The 24,775-nt window shown below is 46.0% G+C and carries 17 protein-coding genes and 1 pseudogene; 6 read left to right on the top strand and 12 right to left on the bottom strand.

Translation table 11 applies throughout. From position 1 onward, the window contains the following. Positions 1-43 precede the first annotated feature (43 nt). The 5 genes from NQ542_RS12025 to NQ542_RS17970 form a co-directional block, all read right to left on the bottom strand. Positions 44-1,339 carry a porin family protein gene (locus NQ542_RS12025; protein WP_005634164.1) on the bottom strand — a complete coding sequence of 432 codons (1,296 nt, stop codon included), beginning with the start codon at positions 1,337-1,339 and terminating at the stop codon, positions 44-46. 84 nt (positions 1,340-1,423) lie between these two features. After that, entirely contained in the window at positions 1,424-3,325 is a 1,902-nt protein-coding gene (locus NQ542_RS12020) for a beta-N-acetylhexosaminidase (protein WP_005634162.1), read from the bottom strand. Between the two features lie 186 nt (positions 3,326-3,511). Beyond that, a complete protein-coding gene (locus NQ542_RS12015) occupies positions 3,512-4,114 on the bottom strand; it encodes a porin family protein (RefSeq protein ID WP_005634159.1) in 603 nt (200 codons plus the stop codon). Between the two features lie 91 nt (positions 4,115-4,205). Next, a complete protein-coding gene (gene purL, locus NQ542_RS12010; protein WP_005634157.1) occupies positions 4,206-7,898 on the bottom strand; it encodes a phosphoribosylformylglycinamidine synthase in 3,693 nt (1,230 codons plus the stop codon). 217 nt (positions 7,899-8,115) lie between these two features. After that, the gene (locus NQ542_RS17970) at positions 8,116-8,322 is read right to left on the bottom strand and encodes a hypothetical protein (protein ID WP_005634154.1); all 207 of its coding nucleotides are present in this window, start codon (positions 8,320-8,322) and stop codon (positions 8,116-8,118) included. Here NQ542_RS17970 and NQ542_RS12005 point away from each other — a divergent pair. From NQ542_RS12005 to NQ542_RS11985, 5 genes and pseudogenes are all read left to right on the top strand, one after another. Then, entirely contained in the window at positions 8,229-8,522 is a 294-nt protein-coding gene (locus tag NQ542_RS12005; RefSeq protein WP_333558992.1) for a hypothetical protein, read from the top strand. The two genes, NQ542_RS17970 and NQ542_RS12005, sit on opposite strands and share 94 nt — an antisense overlap. Further along, positions 8,462-8,633 (top strand): annotated as a pseudogene (locus NQ542_RS12000) (N-acetylgalactosamine-6-sulfatase); the annotation flags it as partial. The gene NQ542_RS12005 and the pseudogene NQ542_RS12000, both read left to right, overlap by 61 nt. 930 nt (positions 8,634-9,563) lie before the next feature. Next, positions 9,564-11,105 carry a sulfatase family protein gene (locus tag NQ542_RS11995; RefSeq protein WP_005634146.1) on the top strand — a complete coding sequence of 514 codons (1,542 nt, stop codon included), beginning with the start codon at positions 9,564-9,566 and terminating at the stop codon, positions 11,103-11,105. Between the two features lie 147 nt (positions 11,106-11,252). Then, positions 11,253-11,912 (top strand): LysE family translocator, encoded by a 660-nt coding sequence (locus NQ542_RS11990; protein WP_005634142.1) that lies wholly within the window; start codon positions 11,253-11,255, stop codon positions 11,910-11,912. A 2-nt stretch (positions 11,913-11,914) separates the two neighbouring features. Continuing rightward, positions 11,915-12,553 carry a carbohydrate-binding family 9-like protein gene (locus NQ542_RS11985; protein ID WP_005634140.1) on the top strand — a complete coding sequence of 213 codons (639 nt, stop codon included), beginning with the start codon at positions 11,915-11,917 and terminating at the stop codon, positions 12,551-12,553. A gap of 66 nt (positions 12,554-12,619) precedes the next feature. On the opposite strand, the gene NQ542_RS11980 is transcribed toward NQ542_RS11985, so the two are convergent. The 3 genes from NQ542_RS11980 to NQ542_RS11970 are packed head-to-tail and all read right to left on the bottom strand — an operon-like array spanning position 12,620 to position 16,791. Continuing rightward, entirely contained in the window at positions 12,620-15,487 is a 2,868-nt protein-coding gene (locus tag NQ542_RS11980; protein WP_005634138.1) for a beta-glucosidase, read from the bottom strand. A 3-nt stretch (positions 15,488-15,490) separates the two neighbouring features. After that, the gene (locus tag NQ542_RS11975) at positions 15,491-16,093 is read right to left on the bottom strand and encodes a response regulator transcription factor (RefSeq protein WP_039849717.1); all 603 of its coding nucleotides are present in this window, start codon (positions 16,091-16,093) and stop codon (positions 15,491-15,493) included. A 5-nt stretch (positions 16,094-16,098) separates the two neighbouring features. Then, complete coding sequence (locus tag NQ542_RS11970) at positions 16,099-16,791, bottom strand: hemerythrin domain-containing protein (protein WP_005649463.1); 693 nt, start codon at positions 16,789-16,791, stop codon at positions 16,099-16,101. 691 nt (positions 16,792-17,482) lie between these two features. On the opposite strand from NQ542_RS11970, the gene NQ542_RS11965 reads away from it, so the two are divergent. After that, positions 17,483-20,749 carry a DUF6383 domain-containing protein gene (locus NQ542_RS11965; protein WP_005634130.1) on the top strand — a complete coding sequence of 1,089 codons (3,267 nt, stop codon included), beginning with the start codon at positions 17,483-17,485 and terminating at the stop codon, positions 20,747-20,749. 269 nt (positions 20,750-21,018) lie between these two features. Here the strand turns inward: NQ542_RS11965 and NQ542_RS11960 are convergent, their stop codons facing one another. The 4 genes from NQ542_RS11960 to NQ542_RS11945 all read right to left on the bottom strand — a co-directional run bounded on the left by NQ542_RS11960 (position 21,019) and on the right by NQ542_RS11945 (position 24,768). Next, positions 21,019-22,164: a Rid family hydrolase gene (locus NQ542_RS11960; RefSeq protein WP_005634128.1), complete on the bottom strand. Its 1,146-nt coding sequence runs from the start codon at positions 22,162-22,164 to the stop codon at positions 21,019-21,021. A 109-nt stretch (positions 22,165-22,273) separates the two neighbouring features. Next, entirely contained in the window at positions 22,274-22,882 is a 609-nt protein-coding gene (locus tag NQ542_RS11955) for a response regulator transcription factor (RefSeq protein WP_005634126.1), read from the bottom strand. An 11-nt stretch (positions 22,883-22,893) separates the two neighbouring features. Then, positions 22,894-23,598, bottom strand: coding sequence for a hemerythrin domain-containing protein (locus NQ542_RS11950; RefSeq protein ID WP_005634124.1), 705 nt, complete (start codon positions 23,596-23,598; stop codon positions 22,894-22,896). A 15-nt stretch (positions 23,599-23,613) separates the two neighbouring features. Beyond that, a complete protein-coding gene (locus tag NQ542_RS11945; RefSeq protein ID WP_005634122.1) occupies positions 23,614-24,768 on the bottom strand; it encodes a Rid family hydrolase in 1,155 nt (384 codons plus the stop codon). Positions 24,769-24,775: the final 7 nt, after the last annotated feature.

Here is a 24,775-nt window from a genome sequence, read left to right as displayed (position 1 = left end):
TACAGGAGTGTTGCAAGCGTGTGAAACAGATGTTACGTTTGTATTAAAACTTATATTGCAGACGCAAGGTGAATACGTCGTCTTCCCTGTCCTTTTCATATCCCTTTACGAAATCGCTCTTTTCATTGAAGTTGAACTCGTAATAGGCTTGCACGCGGATATGCTTGTTGAAACGGTACAAAGCGCCGATGCCGAGTGTGCTCTGGGCGAGGTCGGTCTTGGAGGTCAAGCTGTTTTCAACGCCGATCTCATTCCCTTTCAACTTGGTGTTGGGATCATAAACGTCGTATTTCAAGACGGCAGAGAAAGGAGTGGTTCCGATGTCGTGCACCAAATAGAAAAAGTAGCCGATGAAAGGACGCTTGAACAGGGAGTTCTCCGGTTCATTGGCCGGGCGTGTCCCTGTGTTGGGGCTTTTGCTACTGCCGGCGATACCCGGTTGTGTACCTAACAGTCCTTCACCGCGCAAGCTTGTCGTTCCCCAACTGTTTTTGAATGAGAACTGAGCGTCCAAGCCGATGTACTCACGTTTCATGTATGTACCGGTTTCTCCTTTGTCGACTGCGATGAATTTTTTATCCTGGAGTTCGTAGGCGGTTGTCGTCGGGTTGTAAACTCCGCCGTTGTAGTAGGAGACGCCTGCTCCCCATTTTCCCCAGTTGCCGATTTTCTTTTCGGCTCCCAAACGGCCGATGAAGTCTTTGCGGCTGTCTGTTTCCCGGTTGATGCTGTTACCGGCGAACAGTCCGGCATCGAGACGGAGAAAACCGATCGGGCTTGTCTCTTTAGCCCGGAGTGTCAGCATGGCGCCTAAATCGCGTTCGTCGGGGAAAAAGTATTGGATGATGGTGGCACGTTCGGGAGATTCTAATCCGCTAGTCGAATAGCCGATTTCGTGACCGAAAGGGCGATTGAAAACACCCGCCATCAGTTGGCAGCGTTTTGTCCAGGGATCTTTTATACCGATGTAAAGGTCACGGAAACTGACACCCTTGTCGTTGGCTTCGATCTGTACAGCACCGGTTCCGATACCGTCATTATATTCGAATTTCAACCGTCCGCGGCGGATGCCGAAACGGTTGAAACCTTTGTCTTCATGTTCGTTCTTGTCACCGACTTTCAGGGTGGCATCTTCCTGACCATATTGGAATTGTCCTTGGATATAAGCGGATACTTTGAATTTGCTGAGTTTACGGACGATTTTATCCAGGGTTGTCGTCTCCTGCGAAAGTGAATCGATACGAGCATTCAGCTTTTCTATTTCCTGAGCTTCCTGTGCCTTCATCGCAATTGGAAGCAGCGCCAACAGGCCAAGCGCAATAATCTTTCCTGATTTCATTCCTAACTTTTTGGACTCTATGATTTTATTTACAAAGGAACGAGAAAACTGTTTCGCATTTACGACATATATGTTACATTTATGTTACAAGTTGCCGACGACATGGCGAGTGTTATCCGCCCGCTTTTCAAGTTCTTTGATTGTCAATGTTATAACTTTGCCAATCGGCTTGTTGTCCCGATAAGTGACAATACGTAACCAAGTCGCGTTCTTGGGTATTCGGAGCGGAGCTTCATATTTCGGAGTGAAGTTGTCGGGGTCCGTATTGTCGAATGTATAGTAGATGTCAAGATTGCCCGGTTCGCTATCCAGTTTGATTTCCAAAACACCATCTTCAGTATAGTAAGGAGTGACGATGGCATTGTACATGCTGCGTGCATAGTTGATCTGTGCCTGGTCCGCACGAACGAAATGTCGTTCGACACGTGGCCAGAACCGGTCCCAATCCGTCTTGGAAGGTCCGGTCCAAAGGACTTCGGCAAGTGCCCATCCACGTGGCCAGGTCATATATTCGGCATGACGGAAAGTGGGGACGGATTCAGCCCAGAGATTGCCTTGTCCTCCTAGTATCATTTCGGCCGGCACGCTGTCGGGAACTGGGTTGAAACTGTAGGAATCTTTCAGGCGGCACATAGAGTAGGTGTCCGGTTCGACAGATGGTTCTCCTTGCCAGAGGTCGATGTAGCAATGTTCGGTCGGTGTCATGATCACATGATGACCGGCTTTTGCTGATTTGATTCCGCCCTCCATACCGCGCCAGCTCATAACGGTAGCATCGGGAGCCAGCCCGCCGTCGATAATCTCGTCCCAGCCGATCAGTTTTTTCCCTTTTTCTTTCAAGATGCTTTCCATACGGTGGATAAAGTAACTCTGTAGTTCGTTTTCGTTCTTCAGGTTTTCCGCTTTCATGCGAGCTTGGCAACGCGGACATTTGTGCCAAAAACCTTTGAAACATTCGTCTCCTCCGATATGGATGTATTCATCCGGAAACAAGGCAGCAACTTCTGTCAAGACCTTGTCCATAAACTCGAAAGTGGCATCTTTGCCGACACAAAGTGTGTTTTCGTCTTCGCCGTAAAACTTGTTGCCGACCCCGACAGCCGATGGTGCTTTCATACACGCCAGATCAGGATAGGCGACGAGTGCTGCCAGGCTATGTCCCGGCACGTCTATTTCAGGAATGACGCGTACGTAGCGTTCTGCAGCGTATGCCAATACTTCCTTCACATCTTCCTGTGTGTAGAAGCCTCCGTAGGTCGTTTCTTCTCCAGGTTGCTGTGGTGCGCGTTGCCACCATTGCCCGACGCGCGGAGCGCGCCAGGCGCCAACCTCTGTCAGGCGTGGCAGGGATTTTATTTCCAGACGCCATCCTTGATCGTCGGTCAAATGCCAGTGGAATACATTCATTTTGTATTCTGCCAGTTCGTCTATGTATTTCTTTACTTCCTCTTTAGTGAACCAGTGGCGGCTGACGTCAAGCATAAGTCCGCGCCAGGCAAACTGGGGTTTGTCGGTGATGTCGGTACAGGGAACCGTCCAGTCGATGCCTTTTTGTTTCTGGCTGTTTTTTATTTCGGGGGGAAGCATCTGCAATAAAGTCTGTATCCCGTAGAAGATCCCGGCCGGTTGATGGGCGGTGATGATGATATCGCCATGTTTTACCTGCAAGCGATATCCTTCTGCACCGAAAGCGGTATTGTCGGTCAGCTTAAATTCAATGTTGCCGTGCTTTTCAACCGGAATTTCAAAACCTGTTGCGGGGGCAACTTTATTGTTGAAGTACCGAGCTATCCCTATTAACTGAGGATTGGATGTGTCGAGTGTGATAGCTGCCCGGCGAGTCAGTTTGAAATGATCCGTCCCGACTTTCATTTCTTGGGGCTGTGGGATCAATGCAAGTGCATTATCTGGAGTGTCTTTGTGGGAACAAGAGCTAAATCCCTGTATAAGACCTGCTGTAAAGAAGATAAATAGCAACTTTTTCATGAATCAGTGTACTTGTTTATTGTTTAGGTCGCGAAGATAGGGATTAATACGGAAGACGCAATAATAAGAATCCGTGATTTATAATGTCGGGCAGCATAAAAAAACGGATAAGCATTCGAATGTTCTTCGAAGCCTATCCGTTTCAAAATGGATGCCTGTCGGATTTTATACCGGCAAGCGGATATTTCAGAATCTCCAACCGAGGTTGATCTGCAGGACGCCATTGCGGGATTTCTCCCCATCCCAATTCATGGAGTTGCCATTTAATGTGATGTCGCCATCGGATAAGGTATTGGTGAATCCTATATTATAGTTCATTGAAACCAGCAAGCCTAAATCGAATTGATAGCCGACGCCGATTCCTAGTGCGAAATCAAATGTTTTGAATGCATCTTTCGAATTGACCGAAATGTCAGTACCGTTATAAGAAGCGCTTGCTTTAGAACGGGCTAAGAAACCGAATTGTGGTCCCGCAAATGCATAAAAGCCATTGTATAGATAGGCTTTTGCATAGATAGGAATGTTTATGTAATCGTTTTTGATTTTGCCGGAGATTCCGCCTTCTGATTCTTTCACTCCTTGCATGGAATAATAGATTCCCGGCTCGACGGAAAATTGCGGATTGATAGGAAACTCGGCGGCAACCCCGACGTTCAACCCAGGCTTCATACTTCCGTCACTATTTGTCATATTGGCAAGGTTCAATCCGATCTTCGGTAAGAAATGGAAATCCTGTGCACTGACCTGAAACGCCACGAACATCAACAATAATAAAGCAATCTTTTTCATAATGGATAATATTTAAATGAGTAATAGATAAACCTTTCATAAATAAAAAAAGTTGCGCTATATTATTATAACGCAACTTCCTATCCAAATATTATTTCTTATGCTCTTCTATCCACTTCCGTGCGTTCACGAAACCTTCGATCCATGGAGTGACTTCGTCACTGTTTCGTCGATCTTCAGGATAGTAACCGCATTGCCATGGGAACATCGCACGTTCCAAGTGAGGCATCATTGCCAGATGGCGTCCGTCGTGCGAGCAGACACCGGCAACCGACCAAGGCGAACCGTTCGGATTGGCGGGATAGCCTTCATAGTTGTATTTAAGTGCAATATGGTATTCTTTTTCTTCATACGGGAAAGAGAACTTGCCTTCGCCGTGAGCCACCCAGATTCCTAATTTGGAACCGCTTAAAGAACCGAACATGACAGAATGGTTTTTCGGGATCTCGACCGAGATGAAGTTCGATTCGAACTTGTGCGAATCATTGTGCAACATCTTGTGTTTCTTCTCATGTTCCGGATAAACAACCCCTAACTCGGCCATCAGCTGGCAACCGTTGCAGATACCCAGACTCAAGGTGTCGGGACGTGCATAGAAGTTATCCAGCGCCTTCTTGGCTTTCTCGTTGAATAAGAAACCTCCGGCCCATCCTTTGGCAGAGCCTAAAACGTCGGAGTTGGAGAAACCGCCGCAGAATACAATCATGTTTACGTCTTCCAATGTTTCGCGTCCGGAAGCCAAATCGGTCATGTGAACATCTTTCACATCGAAACCTGCCAGATACAGTGCATAAGACGTTTCACGTTCGCACTGGCAACCCTTTTCACGGATTACGGCGGCACGGATTCCGCTCTTTCCTTTGCGATCGGCAGTCAGGCCGTAAGAAGACAGCTTGCCGGTAAAGCTCTTCGGATACTTGAATTCCAGTGGCTGCATCTTGTAGTTCTCGAAACGGTTGCCTGCACATACGCTACCACTCTGCTTGATATCCAGTTTATAAGATGATTCGTACCATACGTCGCGCATGTAGTCGATGCCGAAATGGTATTGGACGCCTTCTTTGGAAACCAGAATGTGGCGTTCGGAAGTCGGCTTGGCGATAATGGCAAAACCTACTCCTGCATCTTCCATCAACTTTTCGAATGCTTTCTTGTCTTTCACCTGGACCAGGATACCCGGGTTTTCGGCAAACAGAATCTTGACAATGTCCTGTTCCGACAACTTGTCGAGGTTCACTTCCAGACCGCCTTCCACGTTGGCGAAACACATTTCGAGCAATGCCGTGATCATACCACCGGCAGAAATGTCGTGTCCGGCGAGAACCAACCCTTTTTGGATGGCATCTTGTACGGCGTTGAATGCGTCGGCAAAATATTCGCTGTCTTTTATCGTCGGGACTTCGTTGCCCAATTTGTTCAGAACTTGTGCAAGAGCGGAACCGCCCAACTTCATCGTGTCGAACGAGAAGTCAATATAATATATGTAAGAATTCTTTTCGTGGGCCAATACCGGAGATACGATCTTGCGAATGTCGCTGACTTCTGCACCGGCAGAAATAATCACCGTACCCGGAGCAATCACTTTGTCGTCGCCATATTTCTGTGTCATGGACAGAGAGTCTTTACCGGTCGGGATATTGATGCCCAGTGCGCAAGCGAAGTCCGAAGCAGCCTGGACCGCTTTGTACAGGCGGGCATCCTCGCCTTCGTTACGGCATGGCCACATCCAGTTGGCACTCAAAGATACACCTGATAGCTTGTCGGACAGTGGAGCGAAAACGATATTTGTCAATGATTCGGCAATCGCCATGACAGAACCGGCAGCCGGGTCGATCATCGCTACCTGCGGAGCATGCCCGATAGATGTGGCGATACCCGCTTTTCCACGGTAATCCAGTGCTACAGCACCCAAGTCGCTCAGCGGCAGCTGCAATTCGCCTTGGCACTGCTGGCGTGCGACCTTACCTGTCACCGAACGGTCCACCTTGTTGGTCAGCCAGTCTTTACATGCAACAGCTTCCAACTGAAGTACATTTTCCAGATAGTGATGCAGTTCGGATTCTTTATAAACGACTGGAGCGTATGTTTCTTCGACCGTATGATCCTTCATGATCGTTCTTGGCGGTTTACCGAACATATATTCCAGTTTGATGTCGATTGGTTTCACGCCGTCGGCCTGTTCGAATACGAACTTCATGTCGTTGGTCGTTTCACCTACCACATACATCGGAGAACGTTCGCGGTCGGCAATGCGCTGTACACGGGCAACATCTTCTTCCTTCATCAGCAAACCCATACGTTCCTGGCTTTCGTTACCTACGATTTCTTTTGCGGAAAGTGTCGGGTCACCGACAGGCAACTGGCTCATGTCGATATGTCCGCCGGTTGCTTCCACCAATTCGGAGAGACAGTTCAAATGACCTCCTGCGCCGTGGTCATGGATGGAGATAACCGGGTTGTTGTCCGATTCGGCAATCGCACGGATCACGTTGGAAACGCGTTTCTGCATTTCCGGGTTGGCGCGCTGTACGGCGTTCAACTCAATACCGCTGGTATATTGGCCCGTGTTTACGGAAGAGACAGCGCCTCCGCCCATACCGATGCGGTAGTTGTCACCACCTAACAGGACAACTTTTTCGCCCGGTGCGGGATCGCCCTTTAACGCGTCGCGCATATTAGCATAACCGACACCGCCGGCCAACATGATCACTTTGTCGTAAGCATATTTTTTCTTGTTCTCTTCGTGTTCGAATGTCAGGACCGAACCGCAGATCAGCGGCTGTCCGAACTTGTTACCGAAATCGGATGCACCGTTGGAGGCCTTGATCAGGATTTGTTCCGGAGTCTGGTACAACCAGGGGCGTGGATCGAGGATCTTTTCCCATTCGCGTGCACCTTCCGTACGCGGATAAGATGTCATGTAAACGGCTGTTCCGGCAATCGGCAGGGATGATTTTCCGCCGCCCAGACGGTCACGGATTTCACCACCCGATCCGGTAGCCGCACCGTTGAACGGTTCGACTGTTGTCGGGAAGTTGTGGGTTTCAGCTTTCAGTGAGATAACCGATTTGATTTCTTTCACTTCGTAGAAATCCGGTTTGTCGCCGCTTGCCGGAGCAAACTGTTCGATCACCGGGCCTTCGTTGAAAGCCACATTATCTTTATAGGCGGAAACCAATTTGTTCGGGTTCTCCGCCGATGTTTTCTTAATCAGGTTAAAGAGAGAACTTTCTTTCTCTTCTCCGTCGATAATAAATGTACCGCCGAAGATTTTGTGACGGCAGTGCTCCGAGTTCACCTGTGCAAAACCGTACACTTCGCTGTCGGTCAGCCGGCGTTCCAGCTTTTGGCTTACTTCGTTGAGGTAGGCTACTTCTTCATCGCTCAATGCCAGTCCTTCCTGTTTGTTGTAGGCTTCGATATCCTCGATATAAACAATCGGGTCCGGTTGTTTACTGATCGTGAAGATGTCCTGGTTCAGACCGTCATAGATACGCTGTAACATCGGGTCATGCTCTGCTTCGCCGGAAGAAACTGGGAAGTATTCCTCGATGCGTGATATACCGGTGAGTCCCATGTTCTGGGTGATTTCCACGGCATTCGTACTCCACGGGGTAATCATTTCCCGGCGTGGACCAACATACCAGCCTTCCAATGTTTCAGCCTGGAGAGGTTTTGCCTCGCTAAAAGCCCAAACTAATTTTTCTACATCTTCAGGAGAGAAAGCGTGTGCAGCCTCCACAGCTAACACCGTCTTTGTTGGAGATTGAAAGAATAGAATCATATCGTCGATTTATTAATGGTATTCCGTTCATACGGGGGATAATATAAGGATACCCCTCGCTTACAAAGTGCAAAGATAGTGCTTACTAACCGAATTTCCCTTAAATCTGTTGAAGAAAATAAATTTGTTCCAACAAAGGCCTTTTTCGGTTAAAAACGGAGCCTCGCAGATGGTGCCCGATAGGGAAACTGGCGGGACTTGCGCAAAATGTCAAAAACTAATGGCCGGACGAACTGTCGATCACACAGATCAGTATGGCAAGAATATCGAGGCGAACCAAGTGGTTGCGTATCTCGCTTAATGCTTTGGAGATATCCCAACCGGACAGCTCTGGAGCCGGGTGTCCGGCTTCTTCCGGAAGTATTGAAAAAAGCAGGCTACCAGACTTGCCATATAGGAAAATGGCATGTGACAGAAAATCCATTGCAGAACGGTATGGATATTAATATAGCTGGGAATCATATCGGACATCCTAAAAGTTACTTTTCTCCTTACGGAATGGAAATCTGGAAAAATGGTCCGGAAGGAGAGTTTTTGATGATCGGTTACTTCTTTCGAGTCGGTTGCTTCTGGCACAAGAATTTCCTAATATTGTGTTATTCTTGGTGGATGATATGGGAGTAATGGATACCTTTTTGCCTTTTTTTGACGGATAAGGGAGGTAATCTGGTTCGTTGTGCGTTGAACGACTGGTATAGGACACCGAATGTGGAGCGTATGGCTCGGCAGGGAATATATTGAAACCATTTTACAAATAATTGTTTATTGAAGTATGTCAAAACGGTGTTCCTCTGTCACTGTATCACTGATTCCTTTTTTATCGATTGATATTCAACTTGTTTCGTTAGTGATATATGCCCGTTTTCTCTATCACTACGGTATCACTACCCTATCACAGGCAATTTGGATGGAAAACAGAAATTGCGCTTATACACATCTGTATAGTAGCGTATTACAAATAACAAAAGCAATAAATACCCGATTTCCATCCTTATAAATCACTCGATTATTTTATGTAAAAATGGCTATAAAATAGGTGAAACCGGGTGGTTTTTATTGTCCGGCATGGTACTTTAGTTGCCGGACACCCCCATGTTGCCCCCTCTTACACCCGGATGTACCGGCTCTCTACGCCCGGATGTAAAGGATGGCAACATGGGGGTGTTTACGGAATGATGTGCTTGTCTTTGCTAAAAAAAGAGATAGCTTTTGTGGAATGAAGAACCGTATTCCACCAATTTAATACCTGTTATATTCGTTTTTACATTTGTTTATTCGATTATTTTATATGCTTTTTCAAAAGTAATAGAAGGTAATGTGTTGGTTTTCAATTGTATGACAAAAACGTCCTGTTTTAGAAGTGATAGAGGAGTGATAGGGGAAAACGTCCTGTATCACTGCCTTTGGACGTTTGAATATGAATAGCTACAACCTTTGTAGTGATAGAGTGATAGAGGATTAGCAGAAAACTTCGTATGCAGATTACAATCTTGGAAAATTGTGATATACTTCGTTTTATTGTATATTTGTCAACAATAAGGTTATAGCTCCCGGCGAGATTTGCTGAAAAACAATTGTCGGAGTGTGGAGGACGTTTTCGGGATTCTCGGATTGACAATCTCAAAATGGAGAAAGGGTTTATCATTTAACAGTTAATTTATTATCATGAAATCAACAATCGTATTGGGAATAGGAGCTACCTTGCTGGCCTCCTGTTCTGGAAACAGACAAAAGGCGGAAGAAAAAGTAACACAGCAACAGAAGAAGCCGAACGTTATTTTCCTGATAGCCGATGATATCGGTTATGGCGACCTGAGTTGCAACGGATCAAAAACGATCCATACGCCGAATGTGGAACGCCTGGCAGCCCAAGGTGTCCGTTTTACGGATGCGCATGCGGTGGCTGCGACCAGTACGCCGTCGCGCTATTCGCTGTTTACGGGGCATTATGCTTGGAGGCGGAATGACACGGGGATTGCGGCTGGAAATGCCGGAATGGTCATTCGTCCCGAACAGCCGACTGTTGCCGATATGTTTCGTGAGTGTGGTTATACAACAGGTGCTATAGGTAAATGGCATTTGGGATTGTCTGACAGGACGGGAGGACAGGATTGGAATGGCTTTATCACGCCGGGACCTTCAGATATAGGGTTCGACTATTCCTATATAATGGCTGCCACAGGCGACCGTGTGCCTTGTGTGTGGGTTGAGAATCAGCGGATCGTCAATCTTGATCCGAATGATCCGATTGAAGTGAGCTATGAAAAACCGTTCCCTGGCGAACCGTTGGGAAAAGACCATCCGGAATTGCTTACCAAATTGAAACCGAGTCCGAACCATGGGCATGATATGGCGATCGTGAACGGCATTTCGCGTATCGGCTACATGAAAGGGGGCAAGCAGGCCTTGTGGGAAGATGAAAACATTGCAGACAGCATCACTTGCAAAGCTGTCCGATTTATTGAAAACCACAAAGATGAACCGTTCTTCCTGTATGTCGGAACCAACGACGCGCACGTTCCCCGTTGGCCGCATCCCCGTTTTGTCGGCAAGAGCGGCATGGGCCCTCGTGGCGACGCTTTGTTGCAATTCGACTGGACCGTAGGCGAAATAATGGGCGCACTCGAAAAAGCCGGTATTGCCGAAAACACCTTGATCGTGTTGAGTAGCGACAACGGTCCTGTTGTGGATGATGGTTATGCAGACCGGGCTGTGGAATTGTTGGGCGAACATAGACCCTGGGGGCCGTTCCGTGGTGGTAAATACAGTATCTTCGAAGCCGGTACGCGTGTTCCGATGATTGTGAGCTGGCCGGCTCAGGTAAAACCGGGTGTCTCCGACGCATTGGTATCACAGATCGACCTGTATGCCTCCATGGCAAGCCTGATGGGTAAGCCGCTCGAAGAAGGGGCCGGTCCTGACAGCCGGGATCATCTGGACGCATTCTTGGGGAAGGACTTGAAAGGGCGCGACTATGTGGTCGAAGTTGCCGGTTCTCTTTCTGTCTCCGACGGCGAATGGAAATACATAGCTCCGAGTAATGGTGCTGCTTATGCTAAACTGACGAATATCGAGTTGGGCAACAGCAAGGAAGAACAGCTTTACAACTTGAAGCAGGACATCGGAGAAAAGAAGAATCTGGCGGCCGAACATCCCGAAATCGTTGCAAAGTTGAAAGCTATATTGGAAAAGGAAAAAGCTAAATAGCCTTTTTACATAAAGTGTGAAAACGCCTGTAGGTAATCTAAAAAACATTCCTGCAGGTGTTTTTTGGTTAAAAATGGACGAGTTCATTTTATTCTGCTCCCGGTTTGCGTTATCTTTGCAAATCATTAGGCAGAAAATAGAAGGATAATGCTGGGATTGATAAGTAAAGGAATTGTTATTGGCGTACTGGTTTCCGCCCCGATGGGTCCGATCGGTATGCTATGTATACAACGAACGCTGAACAAAGGACGTTGGCATGGGTTTGTTACCGGATTAGGGGCTGCTCTGTCAGACGTGATCTACGCTGCACTGACTTGCTTGGGGATGGGAGTTGTGGTGAACTTTGTGGAGGCGAATCAGGCTCCTTTGCAATTGATCGGCAGTATCGTATTGGGTATTTTCGGCTATTATATTTTCCAATCCAATCCTGTCCGGAATCTTAGAAAACAACGGGAGAAAAAGTTATCTTTCACTCAGGATTTTATTACAGCTTTTCTTCTTACCTTTAGCAACGTATTAATCGTATTGCTATATATTGGTTTGTTTGCCCGCTTTGGTTTTGTCTTGCCGGAACATTCTGTTTGGATGCTGTCGGGTGGCATTGCTTTTATTGGGGTGGGGGCTGTTCTCTGGTGGTTCGGAATCACTTATATAGTTGCTAAATTGAAAAAATGGTTTAACGTGCGAGGTATATGGTTATTGAATAGGATTGTAGGATCGGTCATTATTGTTTTGGCTATAATCGGAGTCTTATCCGTATTGCTGACTTCTTATTTACATTTACCATTACTCCAAATCTATAATTGATAATGAAGAAACTGAAAGTCCCTTATTTGGAAACGCTGGACGTACTGGATCTGTCGTCCGTAGGCTTTTTGATGGAAAAGGCCCAGCGAGAGTCGATCGATGTGATTAACTGGGAGGAATATTCCTATAAGCCTATCGTGGCTTTCGATATCGCAAGATCGAAAGTGAATCTGTATATTCGTTACTTTGTAAAAGGCAATTCATTGAAAGCTCTTTATGAAACGGATGGTTCACCTGTCTATCAAGATAGTTGCGTGGAGTTTTTTATGAAGCGGGTGAATGATCCCAATTACTACAATTTCGAGTTTAATTGTATCGGAACATGTGATGCTTCCTATCGGGAATCGCGTGATTCGAAGAAATCTCTGACCCCCGAAGAGTATGCTTCGATACGTCGTTTTTCAAGTCTTCCTCATGTCGCTTTTACAGAGAAACTGGGGGTTTATAGCTGGGAGTTGGTGGTTGCCATTCCTTTCCGGTTGATGGGCCTCGATCCTGACAACCTACCGGAAAAGATAATGGGCAACTTTTATAAATGTGCGGACGATACGGAATTTCCGCATTTCGTAAGTTGGAGTCCGATTGATCTTCCTTCTCCGAACTTCCATTGTCCGGAGTTCTTTGGGGAAATCTATTTATAAATTAAGAATTAAAAATTAAGAATTAAGAAATGAATGCATAAGACACCATTTCTTAATTCTTAATTCTTAATTTTTCAACTCCTTGATTTTTACTTCCGAGATACTTGCATTGCCGGAGGTTATTACGATACGGATATCACTGGCGGTCGTGCCTTTGAACCGGTAATTCGTCAGCTCGTTCGTAGCTTCTACCGTCCCTTCATATACGGTCAGGAACTGGCCTCCGCCACCGGAGAGTTGGATTTCAAATTTGGCATCTTTGCTTTTTTCTTTCCAGGCAATCGCGATGTTGTTAGGAGAGGCGTTGTTTTCGAGTGCAAAAGTTATGTATTCACCCTTGTTGGCTTTCCAAGCCGTAGATGGGTTGCCGTCTAATACTGACGGAGCAGACTCCTGAGTAGAGCTGGCAATAACTGATTTCTGCTGTCGGGAAGCTGCCGATATGTTTGCCTGCTCTTTACCATATTCCACTACCGTAAAACGGTCGTTCAGGCGGATGTCTTCGGATGAGGCTCCGACCATAACCTTGAAGTCTCCCGGTTCTACCACCCAATGGTTATCGCTATTCAGCAGCTGCAAGTCGCGCGGTTCGATAGTGAAGGTAAGCTCTTTCGTTTCTCCCGGATTCAGATGGATACGGTCGAAGCCGACGAGGTTCTTCTCGTAGGTCGTAACACTGCTGAGGATATCGCGTACATATAACTGTACTACCTCATCTCCGGCACGTTTACCTGTATTCGTCACCTTGCAACGGACGGTGACCGGTTGAACCTGTGTCACGATAGCTGGCTGGATCGAAATGTCTGAGTATTCGAAAGTCGTATAACTCAATCCGTAGCCGAACGGGTACAACGGACCGTTCACGCGGGACATGTTGCCGTCCAACCCTTTGTTGCGTCCGCCGTCGACCTGTGCATTCGGTTTGGTCGGGAAGTTGAACGGAATCTGTCCGACTGTCTTCGGGAAGGTGACGGTCAGCTTTCCACCTGGGTTATAGTCGCCGAACAGAGCGTCTGCAATGGCCGTACCGCCTTGCGAACCCGGATACCAGGCTTCGAGGATAGCCGGAACATATTTGTCCGCCCAGTTAATAGACAACGGACGTCCGTTGATCAGCACCAATACGACCGGTTTTCCAGTGGCTACGACGGCTTGCAGCAAATCGAGTTGGCGGCCTGGCAAATCGAGGCTGGAGCGCGATTTGTTTTCTCCGCAGGTGCGGTTACTTCCGCCCAGCACGACTACAGTCACATCGCTCTTCTTCGCGTTTTCCACTGCTTTGTCGATCTCGCTCTGTTCTTCGGCTGTCAACGGATAACGGATCAGTTCCGATTCCGGCCAATTGGCATCTACCAGATCACAACCTTTCGTAAAGAGCACGTCCGTTCCTGGTTTTACCTTATTCCGAATGCCTTCCAACACGGTTGTCACTTCTACGGCAAGCGGGCCGTAGTGTGTCAAAGCGTATGCCTCTTCATCTGCATTCGGACCGCATACGGCGATTTTGGAAATTTTGTTTACATCTAAAGGAAGGACGGCATCCTGGTTCTTCAACAGAACGAGCGATTCTTTTGAAGCCTGCAAGGCTACCAGTTGGTTTTCGGCGCAGTTTACCTCTTTGTCGGTCTCTTTCAAATCGATCTGATACGGATGGTCGAACAATCCAACGAGGAATTTGACGCGCAAGATGTCACGCACTCGGTCATCAATGGTGGACATTGGAATAGCTCCTTCCGCGATCAGTTCGCGAAGTGGCAGGACGTATGAATCCGGTGAGCGGAATGTACAACGTATGTTCAATCCCGCCAATACGCTTTGTAGCACGGATTCTTTCATATCGGCGGCAGTTCCGTGTTTAGAGAAAAGATATTCGACGGCGTCGCTGTCCGATACCACATATCCGCGGAAACCGAATTCGCCACGCAGACGTGTCGTCAGCCAATAATAGCTGCTCTGAATGGGGAATCCGTCGTAATCGTTGTATGAACTCATGACTCCGAGGATCCCGGCTTCCTTGATCACCCGTTTCCAGGGATAGACATGGATCATCTCGACCTCGCGTGGTGACATTTGCGGATCTACGCGTGCCATCCCTTCGCGTCCGCCTTTGTTGTTACTGTAAGCGATATAGTGTTTGGAAGTGGCGGCAACCTGATGGTCAGTCTGCATTCCTTTTGCCATTTCGATACCTAACTCGGCTACCAGATACGGGCTTTCGCCATATACCTCTTCATAGCGTCCCCAACGTTGATCGCGCCCGACATCGAGGATCGGAGCATAGACATTGGTATATCCCAACAACCGTCCTTCGCGCCCGGTGATATAGCCGACCTTATGAACCAGGTTCCGGTTCCAGGTGTGTCCCAATCCCAACTGTGTCGGGAAGTTGGTGGCGATATAGCTTTCTACCCCACGTATGCCTTCGTTCGTGAAGTCGGTCGGGATGCCGAGGCGTGTCTCTTCGATAAAGAACCGTTGTACTTCATTCAAAGCCCAGGCATGACGGGAAGCCGGCCAGACATACGGGTTGTCGGAAGGAGGAAGTCCCCATTGTTGGAAACCGTTCAGATGTTCATCGATGGCTCCTATGCCGTCTTTCCAGAGTTGTTTTTTCCAGTCCGATGTCGGCAGGTCGTCTTTCAGCACCCGCTTGTAACCGTAGAGCGTAACCATCTGGCAGGTTTTTTCTTCAACATTCATCTGCGAAAGGAGGTCTTCGACACGTGCATCGATCGGGACCGTAGGATCTTCATATACATCCTTTTTCCCATTCTTGTTGAAATCTATCCAGCCATTCCGGTAGATAGACTTGTTCGTTAATTTGTAAGTATCCGGTATCCGGATTTCCTGTGGCGTTTTGTTTTGTGCCTGCGTACAGAATGTCCCTGACAGGACAAGGCATGACGTAAGGACGGCGAGTTTGTTTTTCTTCATGGATTATAATTTGATATCGTTTAGTTCAACTAATTTGTTAACAATGGCGTATACGGTCAGACCACTGGCACTGTGTACCTGCAATTTCCGGGCGATGTTGCGTCGGTGTGTAACAACGGTGTGTGTGGAAAGGAACAGGCGGTCGGCTATTTCGCGGTTTGTCATCCCTTTGACGACACAGACCACGATTTCTTTTTCGCGTGCGCTGAGCGTCTGCTGTTCTTCGTTTTCGGTTTCCTCTTCCGGTGACGTATGGAGGCGTTCCAGCTTGTGGCGGATCTCGTCCGGGCTGTCATAGATGTTGATCTGGTCGTCGTAAGGTCGCAGCAGGGCATGATCAGCGACGGCATACAGCAGGGCTATGCATTTCATTTCCGTACAGCCGGTTTCTTCCTTGAGAAGCTGAATGGTGTAGTAACCGGGAAGTGACGGGTTAATAATCAGTATGTCTGGTTTGTGTGAGCGAAGTGTCTCTTGCAAAAGCTCCGCAGTGGCAATTTCGATGATCTGGATGCGGAATCCGGGAATTCGCTTTAATACCGCTTCTAGCCCACTGCGGATGATGGCAGACGGTTCGGCAACCGCTATGTTTAATAAGGCGCTCATAGGCATCACTGTATTGTTTTTTCAAGAGTCAGGATCGCCGGGACGAAAAGATAGTCTTCTACGTGGTTATGGGAGGCCAGATCTTGTTCGGTCGCGAAGATGTCAAACAAGACGCTGTTCAGCAGGTTGCTTCCGGGTCCTGGATAATACTTGATCAAGATATTTTTCAGTTCGATAATCTTCATTTCGATCTGATCATGATGTTTTCGGAAGATCGTTATGTTGTATTTCGGGTCTTTTATCCCTTTTAATAATCCCCGGACGTATGGAAATACTGTCTTTTCTTCATACGACATGTGTTTGTGGACTTCTGCTGCATATTCGTCGAAAAATTTAGTGATAACGAACGCCACATCTTTCGGGCAGTCTGCAATAGCATCGGTCAGTTTACGGCGGATATGGGGCAGCCGGAAGTCCAGGAAATAGGCGTGTGCATTATGCAGATAAGTGATCAAAGCCTCGATCGACAGACATTTGTCAATGTTTGTCATCGGCGCGGATATCTCTTCCGTCAGAAAGTTTACGACGGTCAGGAACGTGCAGGGATCGACACCGTTTTGGCGGCATACCTCTCCGATATTCTTTTCTCCGAATCCGAGTGCAATACCGAAGCGGCTCATGACGAGCACCATCGGATAATTCTCACAGATCAGATCACTCATTTTATCGGTTTCCCGATATTTACCATTCTTATACATAGGCTTTTCTCTCTTGTCTTGGTGTTTGAATAGCCAAAGATACATAAAAAATAGATTCCGCAGACTGCGCTTACAGAATTAGTAAATTCGGTAAGTCAGATAGTTCCAACGATTGAAATAAAAGTTTCGACCGCAGACACATTTGTTTTGCGGCAGGAAACGAATGATTTGTGGATTTTAGGAAAATATCCGTCTTGCCTAGGGACTGAAAAGGGCTGTTTTGGGTAGTAATTCGCAAAAAAGGTGTTTTTTACATTTTGACAGTTTTTGTAATGGGTTGATTAATAAAGATATACTAATTTATATAATGTACGCGGAAGTGAAGAATTTTAAGAGTGAAATCGGGTGTGTGATCGTATTTAAGATGTTGATATATAGAAAAATAAGAGGATATTTAGAAATGACTAATGAAAACGTACGTTTTTTTTCGTCATTTTTCAGCTACAAAAATACATATACTTTTTAAACCTGCAATTCTTTCTTCAAAGTTTTTTTCTTTTCTATATTCTTTCTTATCAATCAGATAGCTTAATATGTACAAAAAACCTTCTTTTGCTCACGAACTTACTGAATGCTCCCAAAAAATGACGAAAAAAAACGTACGTATTCGATTTCAAGATACAATAGTTAACAAACGTACGATAAGAACTGAACTTTTATAAACATTAGTATTAATATTAAATTTAGAATTATGAACAAAAAGTTTTCTACTCTTTTGTGTGCTAGCTTACTGTTCTCTTCAGCTTTCTCAGCTGTAAATGCGGCTGACCTCAATAATGCAGCTGTGGGAGCTAATGCTACAGCTGTTGCTAAGTTGGATAAGGCGGCTTTGAGTGGAGTGTATCAGTTGAGAGTTGGTACTCAGGTGCTTGTTATAGAAGATGGCAAGTATGTATTAAAGAACGTAAATGATGGCTTTGATTTACAGGCTTCTCTGTGGTGTGTTCAAGTGACGGAAGAAGGTCAAGGCAAAGAACCGATCTATGACTTTGTAAATAAAGCAACTGGTGAATTTTTAGCTATTTCAGAAGAAGATGTTGTTGGTTTACAGGTAGGAGAAAAAACGAAGAGTAATTTGTCTGTTGGCGAAACTTTTGGCGGTTGGGCATTTTCTCCGGAATACAAGGAAAATTTGAAAGGTAATATGCCTTTATTTACTTATCAAGAAGCTGATAATGTTCTTTTATTGGTAAAAGGTGATAATGGAGGCCTTAAGGCAAAAAAAGTAAAAGCATCTGTTGCCCGATCAGAATCGGAGAGAGCTCAATTTACTCTTTATGATGCAGGTACTTACGTTTTGAGTGCGGCTGAAATTAATGCTTATTTGAAAGATAATAAGAATGTGCTTACATTTACTCCGGATGCAAATGCAGATGTCAATCCGTTCTCAACGACTGCTTTTGTTGCTAAAGGAGTTGCAGCAGATACTGATCATAACTTCGTATATGTGACTTCTAAATCCGATGCGAATGCTTATTTGAAAGTGGATACTGCTGCTAATGGTGTTGGTATTCAATTCTTGAAGTTTGGCTGGACTGATATGGCTAAAGAAAAAGATTTTGATAACTCATTGTTAGTAGATCAGCACAAGTTCTTATTTACTTATCGTCCTTCTTTGGATCAACTGCGTATCCAGGTTAAACAGGCTCGTTACAAATCAGATAAGAATGCTGAAAAGTATTGGAGCGAAATTGATGGTACAGCGAAAGGAAAAATTTATAATTATGGTGATAAGTTTGTAGATCCGTTTAAGACTGAAGGTAATGTTGATGCTGCTAAATTGCATGTTAAGTTGCAGAACTTTACTGTTGCGGATCGTATTGCTACAATTGGAGAACAACCTATTAATACAAAGATCGGTTTCGGTCTGAAAGGCTGTTTCGTAACTAGCGATAAGACTTCTGTTGACAACGGTTTGTATATCATCAAGAATGCAAAGGGTCAGGTATTGGCTGCTCCTATTCATAAAAATGCAGAAGGTAAAAATCAATATGCAATCGAATGGGTGACATTGGACGAACAGGAGCCGTTGCACATGCCTGCATACCAGTGGGTTATTACAAAAACATTGAACGCAGAGGTATCTCAACCGGTTTCTCCGGTTAAAATTGTAAACCGTGAATTCCCGAATGCGAAAGATTGGGATAACGTTCAGTTCCGTTTGAATGAAGATGGTGAAATCTATACACTTACAACGGGTGCTGATATGTTGAACAACGTAACGTTTGTTCAGATCAAAGACTCTGCAATCATCAAAGATAAGAAGTTAGGTTACAAACATATCGACTCAAAAGATTTGTTGGTCAACAGATATAAATTCAATTATCTGAACCCGTTCTCAATGGAATATTGGATTGCTAACGGTACAGGTAAAGATTCTTTGATCTATGTTAAGCAGGATGCCGGCGATTATGCTTTGGTTGAAGGTTCTACATACGAATATGGTATCGATGTTGATGCCGCTCTTTTGAAAAAGATTCCGGGACTGGCTCAGTTGGAAAGAACGAATTATGTCATTGCTAAAGACGAACAGGATCGTTTGGTTGAAGCTTATGGAAGCAAGTATTCAATGGGTGTAGCAAACTATAATACTAAGATGGTTGTTGATACATTCTTCTTTAAAGAAAACAACCACTATGATGGTAAAGACTTCTATGCTATCGTCGAATCTTATTATAATAGAACTGCTCATGCTACTGAAATTCAAAATACAGCTGATACGAAGAAAGTCGGTATCGCTGATGACGGTATGAGTGCTGGTCTGAAAGTTCAGTTGCTGAATGAAACAAGAACTTCTGCTTTCACTGTTGAACCTTCTACAACTCCGTTGTATCGTCGTTTCAACAACGTTGCACTGAGTGAAAGCGCAACGGACGGCCGTGACAGCTTGAGATTCTTCGAAACGATCCGTAAGGAATACTTGATGGATGAAAACAATAGCAACTTGACTGATGCTAATGTTGACTATCTGGGTATGTGGACAGCTGACAAAGCAACAGGTTTGTCATTCCAGATCGATACTGCTTGGGTTAATCGTGGTGCTGGTTATATCAAACCGCAATACTTGATTTCGGTTGCACATAACGACTTTGCTGGAACTCCGGGTAAACCTTGTACGGAAGATGGTCCTCACGTAGACAAAGACGGTAATATTACAGACGCAGAACATTGTGTTCACGCTACTCCGGCTATCCCTGGCTTCGAAAGAGCTAAATATTTGGTAAGTTTCCAGGATTCTGTAGATGTTTACGGTCAGGACAAACCTTATGCAGATATCAAGGGTGGTTATACTCGCGTAGGTTTCGTTGAAGGTATCCGTGTTGCCGATACGTTGTGGATCCTGCCGGCAGAATTCGTAGCTTTGGCTAACGATAAGATTAGCTTCGATGCTTTGGAAGCTTATAATGATTCTGTGAATAATCTTGCTTCTAAATCATATTTGATCAAGAATAGACTTGACGGTGACGACCATAAGAATTACACTTGGTCATTCCGTTATGTACATCCGGAAAATGCAGGTAATGTAACGGAAGAAGGCGTAGAAAATCAGTTCTTGTTCGAATCGAACAACTATGACAATAAGATTATTGCACCTGAAAATGCTGCATGGTTGAAGATTCAGAATGGTTGTGTGGTTTTGACAGACAAATCATCTACATTCTCACATGCTGCAACAGGTGGCGACGGAGCTTTGATCTTCAATGTTGAAAATAAGGTTGACGATCAGCTGGCAACAGACAACGAAGAAATTGCAACATCTGAAGTTACAGTAATCGCTTTGCAGGGTGCTGTACGTGTAGCTAACGCTGAAGGTAAGAAAGTTGTTATCACTAACATCTTGGGCCAGACAGTTGCTAACACAGTTATCACTTCAAGCGATGCAACAATTGCTGCTCCTCAGGGCGTAGTTGTAGTAGCTGTTGAAGGTGAAGAAGCTGTTAAAGCGATCGTTAAGTAATAATGATCTCCCGTAGAGACACTATGAAACAGTGTCTCTACTATATTGAAATAAAGATTTTATAATCAAATAATGACCATGTGTCCGGTCTTTCCGACCAGTCAATTACCCCGCGAGGGCGAACAAGTGGTACATTAATACTAAAGTAAAAAAATAACAATGCTGCCTGTACTTCCGTGAGGAAAGAGAGCAGACACAAAACAAGCCCCGACAGAGTAATTCCGTCGGGGCTTCGTTGTTATTATGATAAAAGGATTCTGCCCAAATGGCTAAAGTGCCGCAAACCGTTCATCTCCTTTGGCTGTCACCGCTGTACATTCCATTTCGACCAGCCAGCCGGTTCGGCAAACCGGAGCACGTACGATGATATAAGGGAGGCTGGGATGATGTTCGTCTATATAACGTTTGACCCGCGCATAATCCGCCGTATCGCGGATATAGATTACAGCTTGCATGATGTCATTCAAAGTGGCGTCCGCTTCTTTCAGCAGGGCTTCGATATTCTCAATCATGCGGGAAGTTTGTTTTATGACATCGCCAGCATGCACGATTTCTCCGTATCGGTCGATGCTTGCCGTGCCGGAGATAAAGACATGGCGGCGGTCGCCGTATGTGACAGCTGTGCCCCGTTCAAACGTAACGCCGTATTCATATGTGCGGTTCAGGTGTTCTGGTGCATATAGATAGCGGATTTGTCCGGGGCAGATACCGGAAACAGCATATGTGTCCATTGTCACGAATACCATCGGGTCGAAATAGCGTCCCTCGATTCCCGTACTGGCGATGAAATGAGTTTCTTCTGTCAGGTTTTGTGTCGCGAACACTTCTTTGCGGGCTTTTACCACACCCGGATAATTCACGTCTACATTCTGTACGAAGATCCACGTGCGCAGGCAGTTAGCCGCCAGTGTGCAATTGGCTTCCGTCAGTTGCAGGATATAATCGCGGAAGATCAGGCGGGTCTGGTATTCCGAATTGGCTGCCCTGTTGCACTGGTTGGCACCTAAAAGCTGGCCGTATGCACCGTGACGCGCCTCAAACAACCCATTTGGCAACACCTGTGTTTGTACGCCAGTCTGCAGCCAAGCCCACAATGCAATCTTCGTGCCGTTCATCGGAGCCTGCTGTACGATTGATAGTGCGCAATAGGGGGAAAGCCGTTCCCGTTCCATCAGTTCATCTGTCTGGTTGGTTACGTCACTCAGAAAATAACGCCGGAAAATAGCGACCGGATTACCCGGCAACTCTTCCACTGAATGGGCGTAAACATCTTGTATGTGCTGTAACTGAGTGTGAAAGTCCTCCAGGCAGTTCGTCTGTTGGAAGAAAATATGGTATTCCGTTATGCCTTTGGAGGATTGAAAGGAGGTGATTTGCACTTCCGTCGTGTCGTATGTTTTCCTTATCAGGTTCATATTTATATTGTGTTTTTATAGTATAGATCGTAAAAATAAGGCTATTTAATTGAAATCAGAAAATTGAGAGTTGAAAATTACTTAATAAAGCAAGGAACGGTACTGTTTGTTAGCCGTTCAAGTCTTTCAACTCTATCAATTTGTTTACGATGGCATAGACAGTCAAGCCGCTGGCACTGTGTACTTGCAATTTTCGGGCGATGTTCCGGCGGTGGGTAATAACGGTGTGGGTGGATAGGTATAACCTGTCTGCAATCTCTCGGTTTGTCATGCCTTTTACCACACAGATGACAATCTCTTTTTCCCTGCTACTCAGTGTCTGCTGGTCCTCGTTTTCCCCTTCTTCGGACGGAACTTCTTCGGTGTTGAGGCGTTCCAATTTATTTTTCAACTCATCGGCATTATCGTATATTGATATCTGATCGTCATAGGAGCGAAGCAGAAACGGGTCGCTTACATTATATTGAAGGGCAAAACATTTCATATCCGGGCAGCCGCATTCGTCTTTCAGATGTTGTAGGTTGAAGTTTCCCGGAATGGAAGGATTTACGATCAGGATGTCCGGTTTATAAATGCGTAAGCCCTCTGTCAGACAGTCTGCTGCTGTTATTTCGGATATCTGGATACGGAATCCAGGTAAGCGTTTCAGTAGTGTTTCCAGTCCGCACCGGATGATGGAGGATGATTCGGCTATCGTTATTTTAATGTTAGTGGACATGGCAAGTGGTTTTATTGTTTTTCTAAAGACAGAATAGCAGGTACGAAGATGTAGTCTTCTACCCGGTTATGAGAGGCAAGGTCTTGTTCTGTTGCGAAAATATCGAACAGGACGCTGTTGAGCAAGTTACTGTCCGGTCCCGGATAATACTTCAGGATCAGGTTCTTCAGTTCCGTGATTTTCATCTCGATCTGGTCATGCCGTTTGCGGAAGATGGTGATGTTATATTTCGGGTCTTTCTTTCCTTCCAGCAAATTGCGGACATACGGGAAGACGGTTTTCTCTTCGTACGACATATGTTTGTGTACCTCTTCGGCATATTCGTCGAAAAAGCGGCGGATCACGAAGGCCACATCTTTCGGGCAGCTCACGATCGCCTCTGTCAGTTTGTGGCGGATATGGGGAAGACGGAAGTTCAGGAAATAGTCGTGTGCATTATGCAGATAAGTGATAAGCGAAGAGATGGAGATATCTTTATGGACCTCCGCTGCCGGGATTGTCTCCGTTTCCGTCAGAAAGTTGACGACAGTCAGGAATGTATATGTGTCGATCTTATTCTGCCGGCATACTTCCCCGATGTTTTTCTCTCCGAACCCCAGGTCGATACCGAAGCGGCTCATCACAAGGACCATCGGATAATTCTCGCATATCAGGTCACTCATCTTGCTTGTTTCCCTGTATTTTCCGTTCTTCATGTTTCCCATATTTTTTATCATTTGTATAGTAGATTATTATAAGTATGCATATTGAGGTGCATCCGCCGGTATGACAGCTATGCATTCCGTTTCGATCAGCCAGCCCGGACGACATACGGGAGCATGTACGATCAGGTGGAGAAACGACGGATACCGGCTTTCGATATATTGCTTGACCACGACATAATCGGCCGGGTCGCGCAAGTAGACGATTGCCTGCATGATGTCTTGCAATCCGCTTCCCGCCTCCTGTAGCAAGGTGTCGATGTTTTCCAGCATGCGTTCCGTCTGTTTCAGGATATCCCCCGGATACATGATCTCGCCTTGATTGTCGATACTCGCGGTTCCGGAAATGAAGATTTGTTTCCGGTCGCCATAGGTTACAGCTGTCCCCCGCTCGAAAGTCACTCCGTATTCGTATGTCGGATTCAGGTGGGTGGGAGCATAGAGGAACTGGATTTGTCCGGACTGCAAGCCTTTTACGGCATAAGTATCCATCTGGACAAAAACGTTCGGATCGGCATGGCGTCCTTCTATTCCCGTACTGGAAATATAATGGGTCTTTTCCGTCAGGTCTTGCGTGATGAAAACCTCTTTACGGGCCTTGACGACGCCGGCATAATTGACATCCACGTTTTGAACGAAGAACCAGGTACGGATGCAATCGTTTGCCAACTTGCATCCCTGCTCGGTCAGTTGCAAGACGTAATCGTTCAGCAAAAGCCGTGTCTGGTACTCGGAGTTGGAAGCCCTATTGCAAGAGCCCCCGGTCCAGTATTGTGTATAACGGTTGTGTTTGGCTTTCGACATTCCGTTTTTGGTCGTTTCGACAGTGATACCGGTCTGAAACCAAGTCCACATGGCTATTTTGCTCCCGTTTAGTGGAGCTTGCTCCACGATGGAAAGAGGGCAATAGGAATTTTCGCATTCCCAAACCATCACCAAGTCGGCCTGGTTGGCAGCGTCGCTCAGGAAATAGCGCCGGAAGACGGCAGTCGCATCGTCAGGTAACACCTCTTGGATAACTGCCACATAGGCCCATTGGATGTTCTGAAGTTGTCCGGAAAACGGCAATGTCCGGTCTGTAATAGCGAGCAGAACGTGATATTCGGTAACCCCACCTTTCCCAGCAAAGGAAGAAATTTGAACTTCGACAGCTTTGTCTGTGTATGTCTTTTTGATATAATCCATGTAATAT

Source organism: Parabacteroides merdae ATCC 43184, assembly GCF_025151215.1.
GTDB lineage: Bacteria > Bacteroidota > Bacteroidia > Bacteroidales > Tannerellaceae > Parabacteroides > Parabacteroides merdae.
Note: the sequence above shows the minus strand (reverse complement) of the source record. Positions and strands in the feature narration are given on the sequence as shown.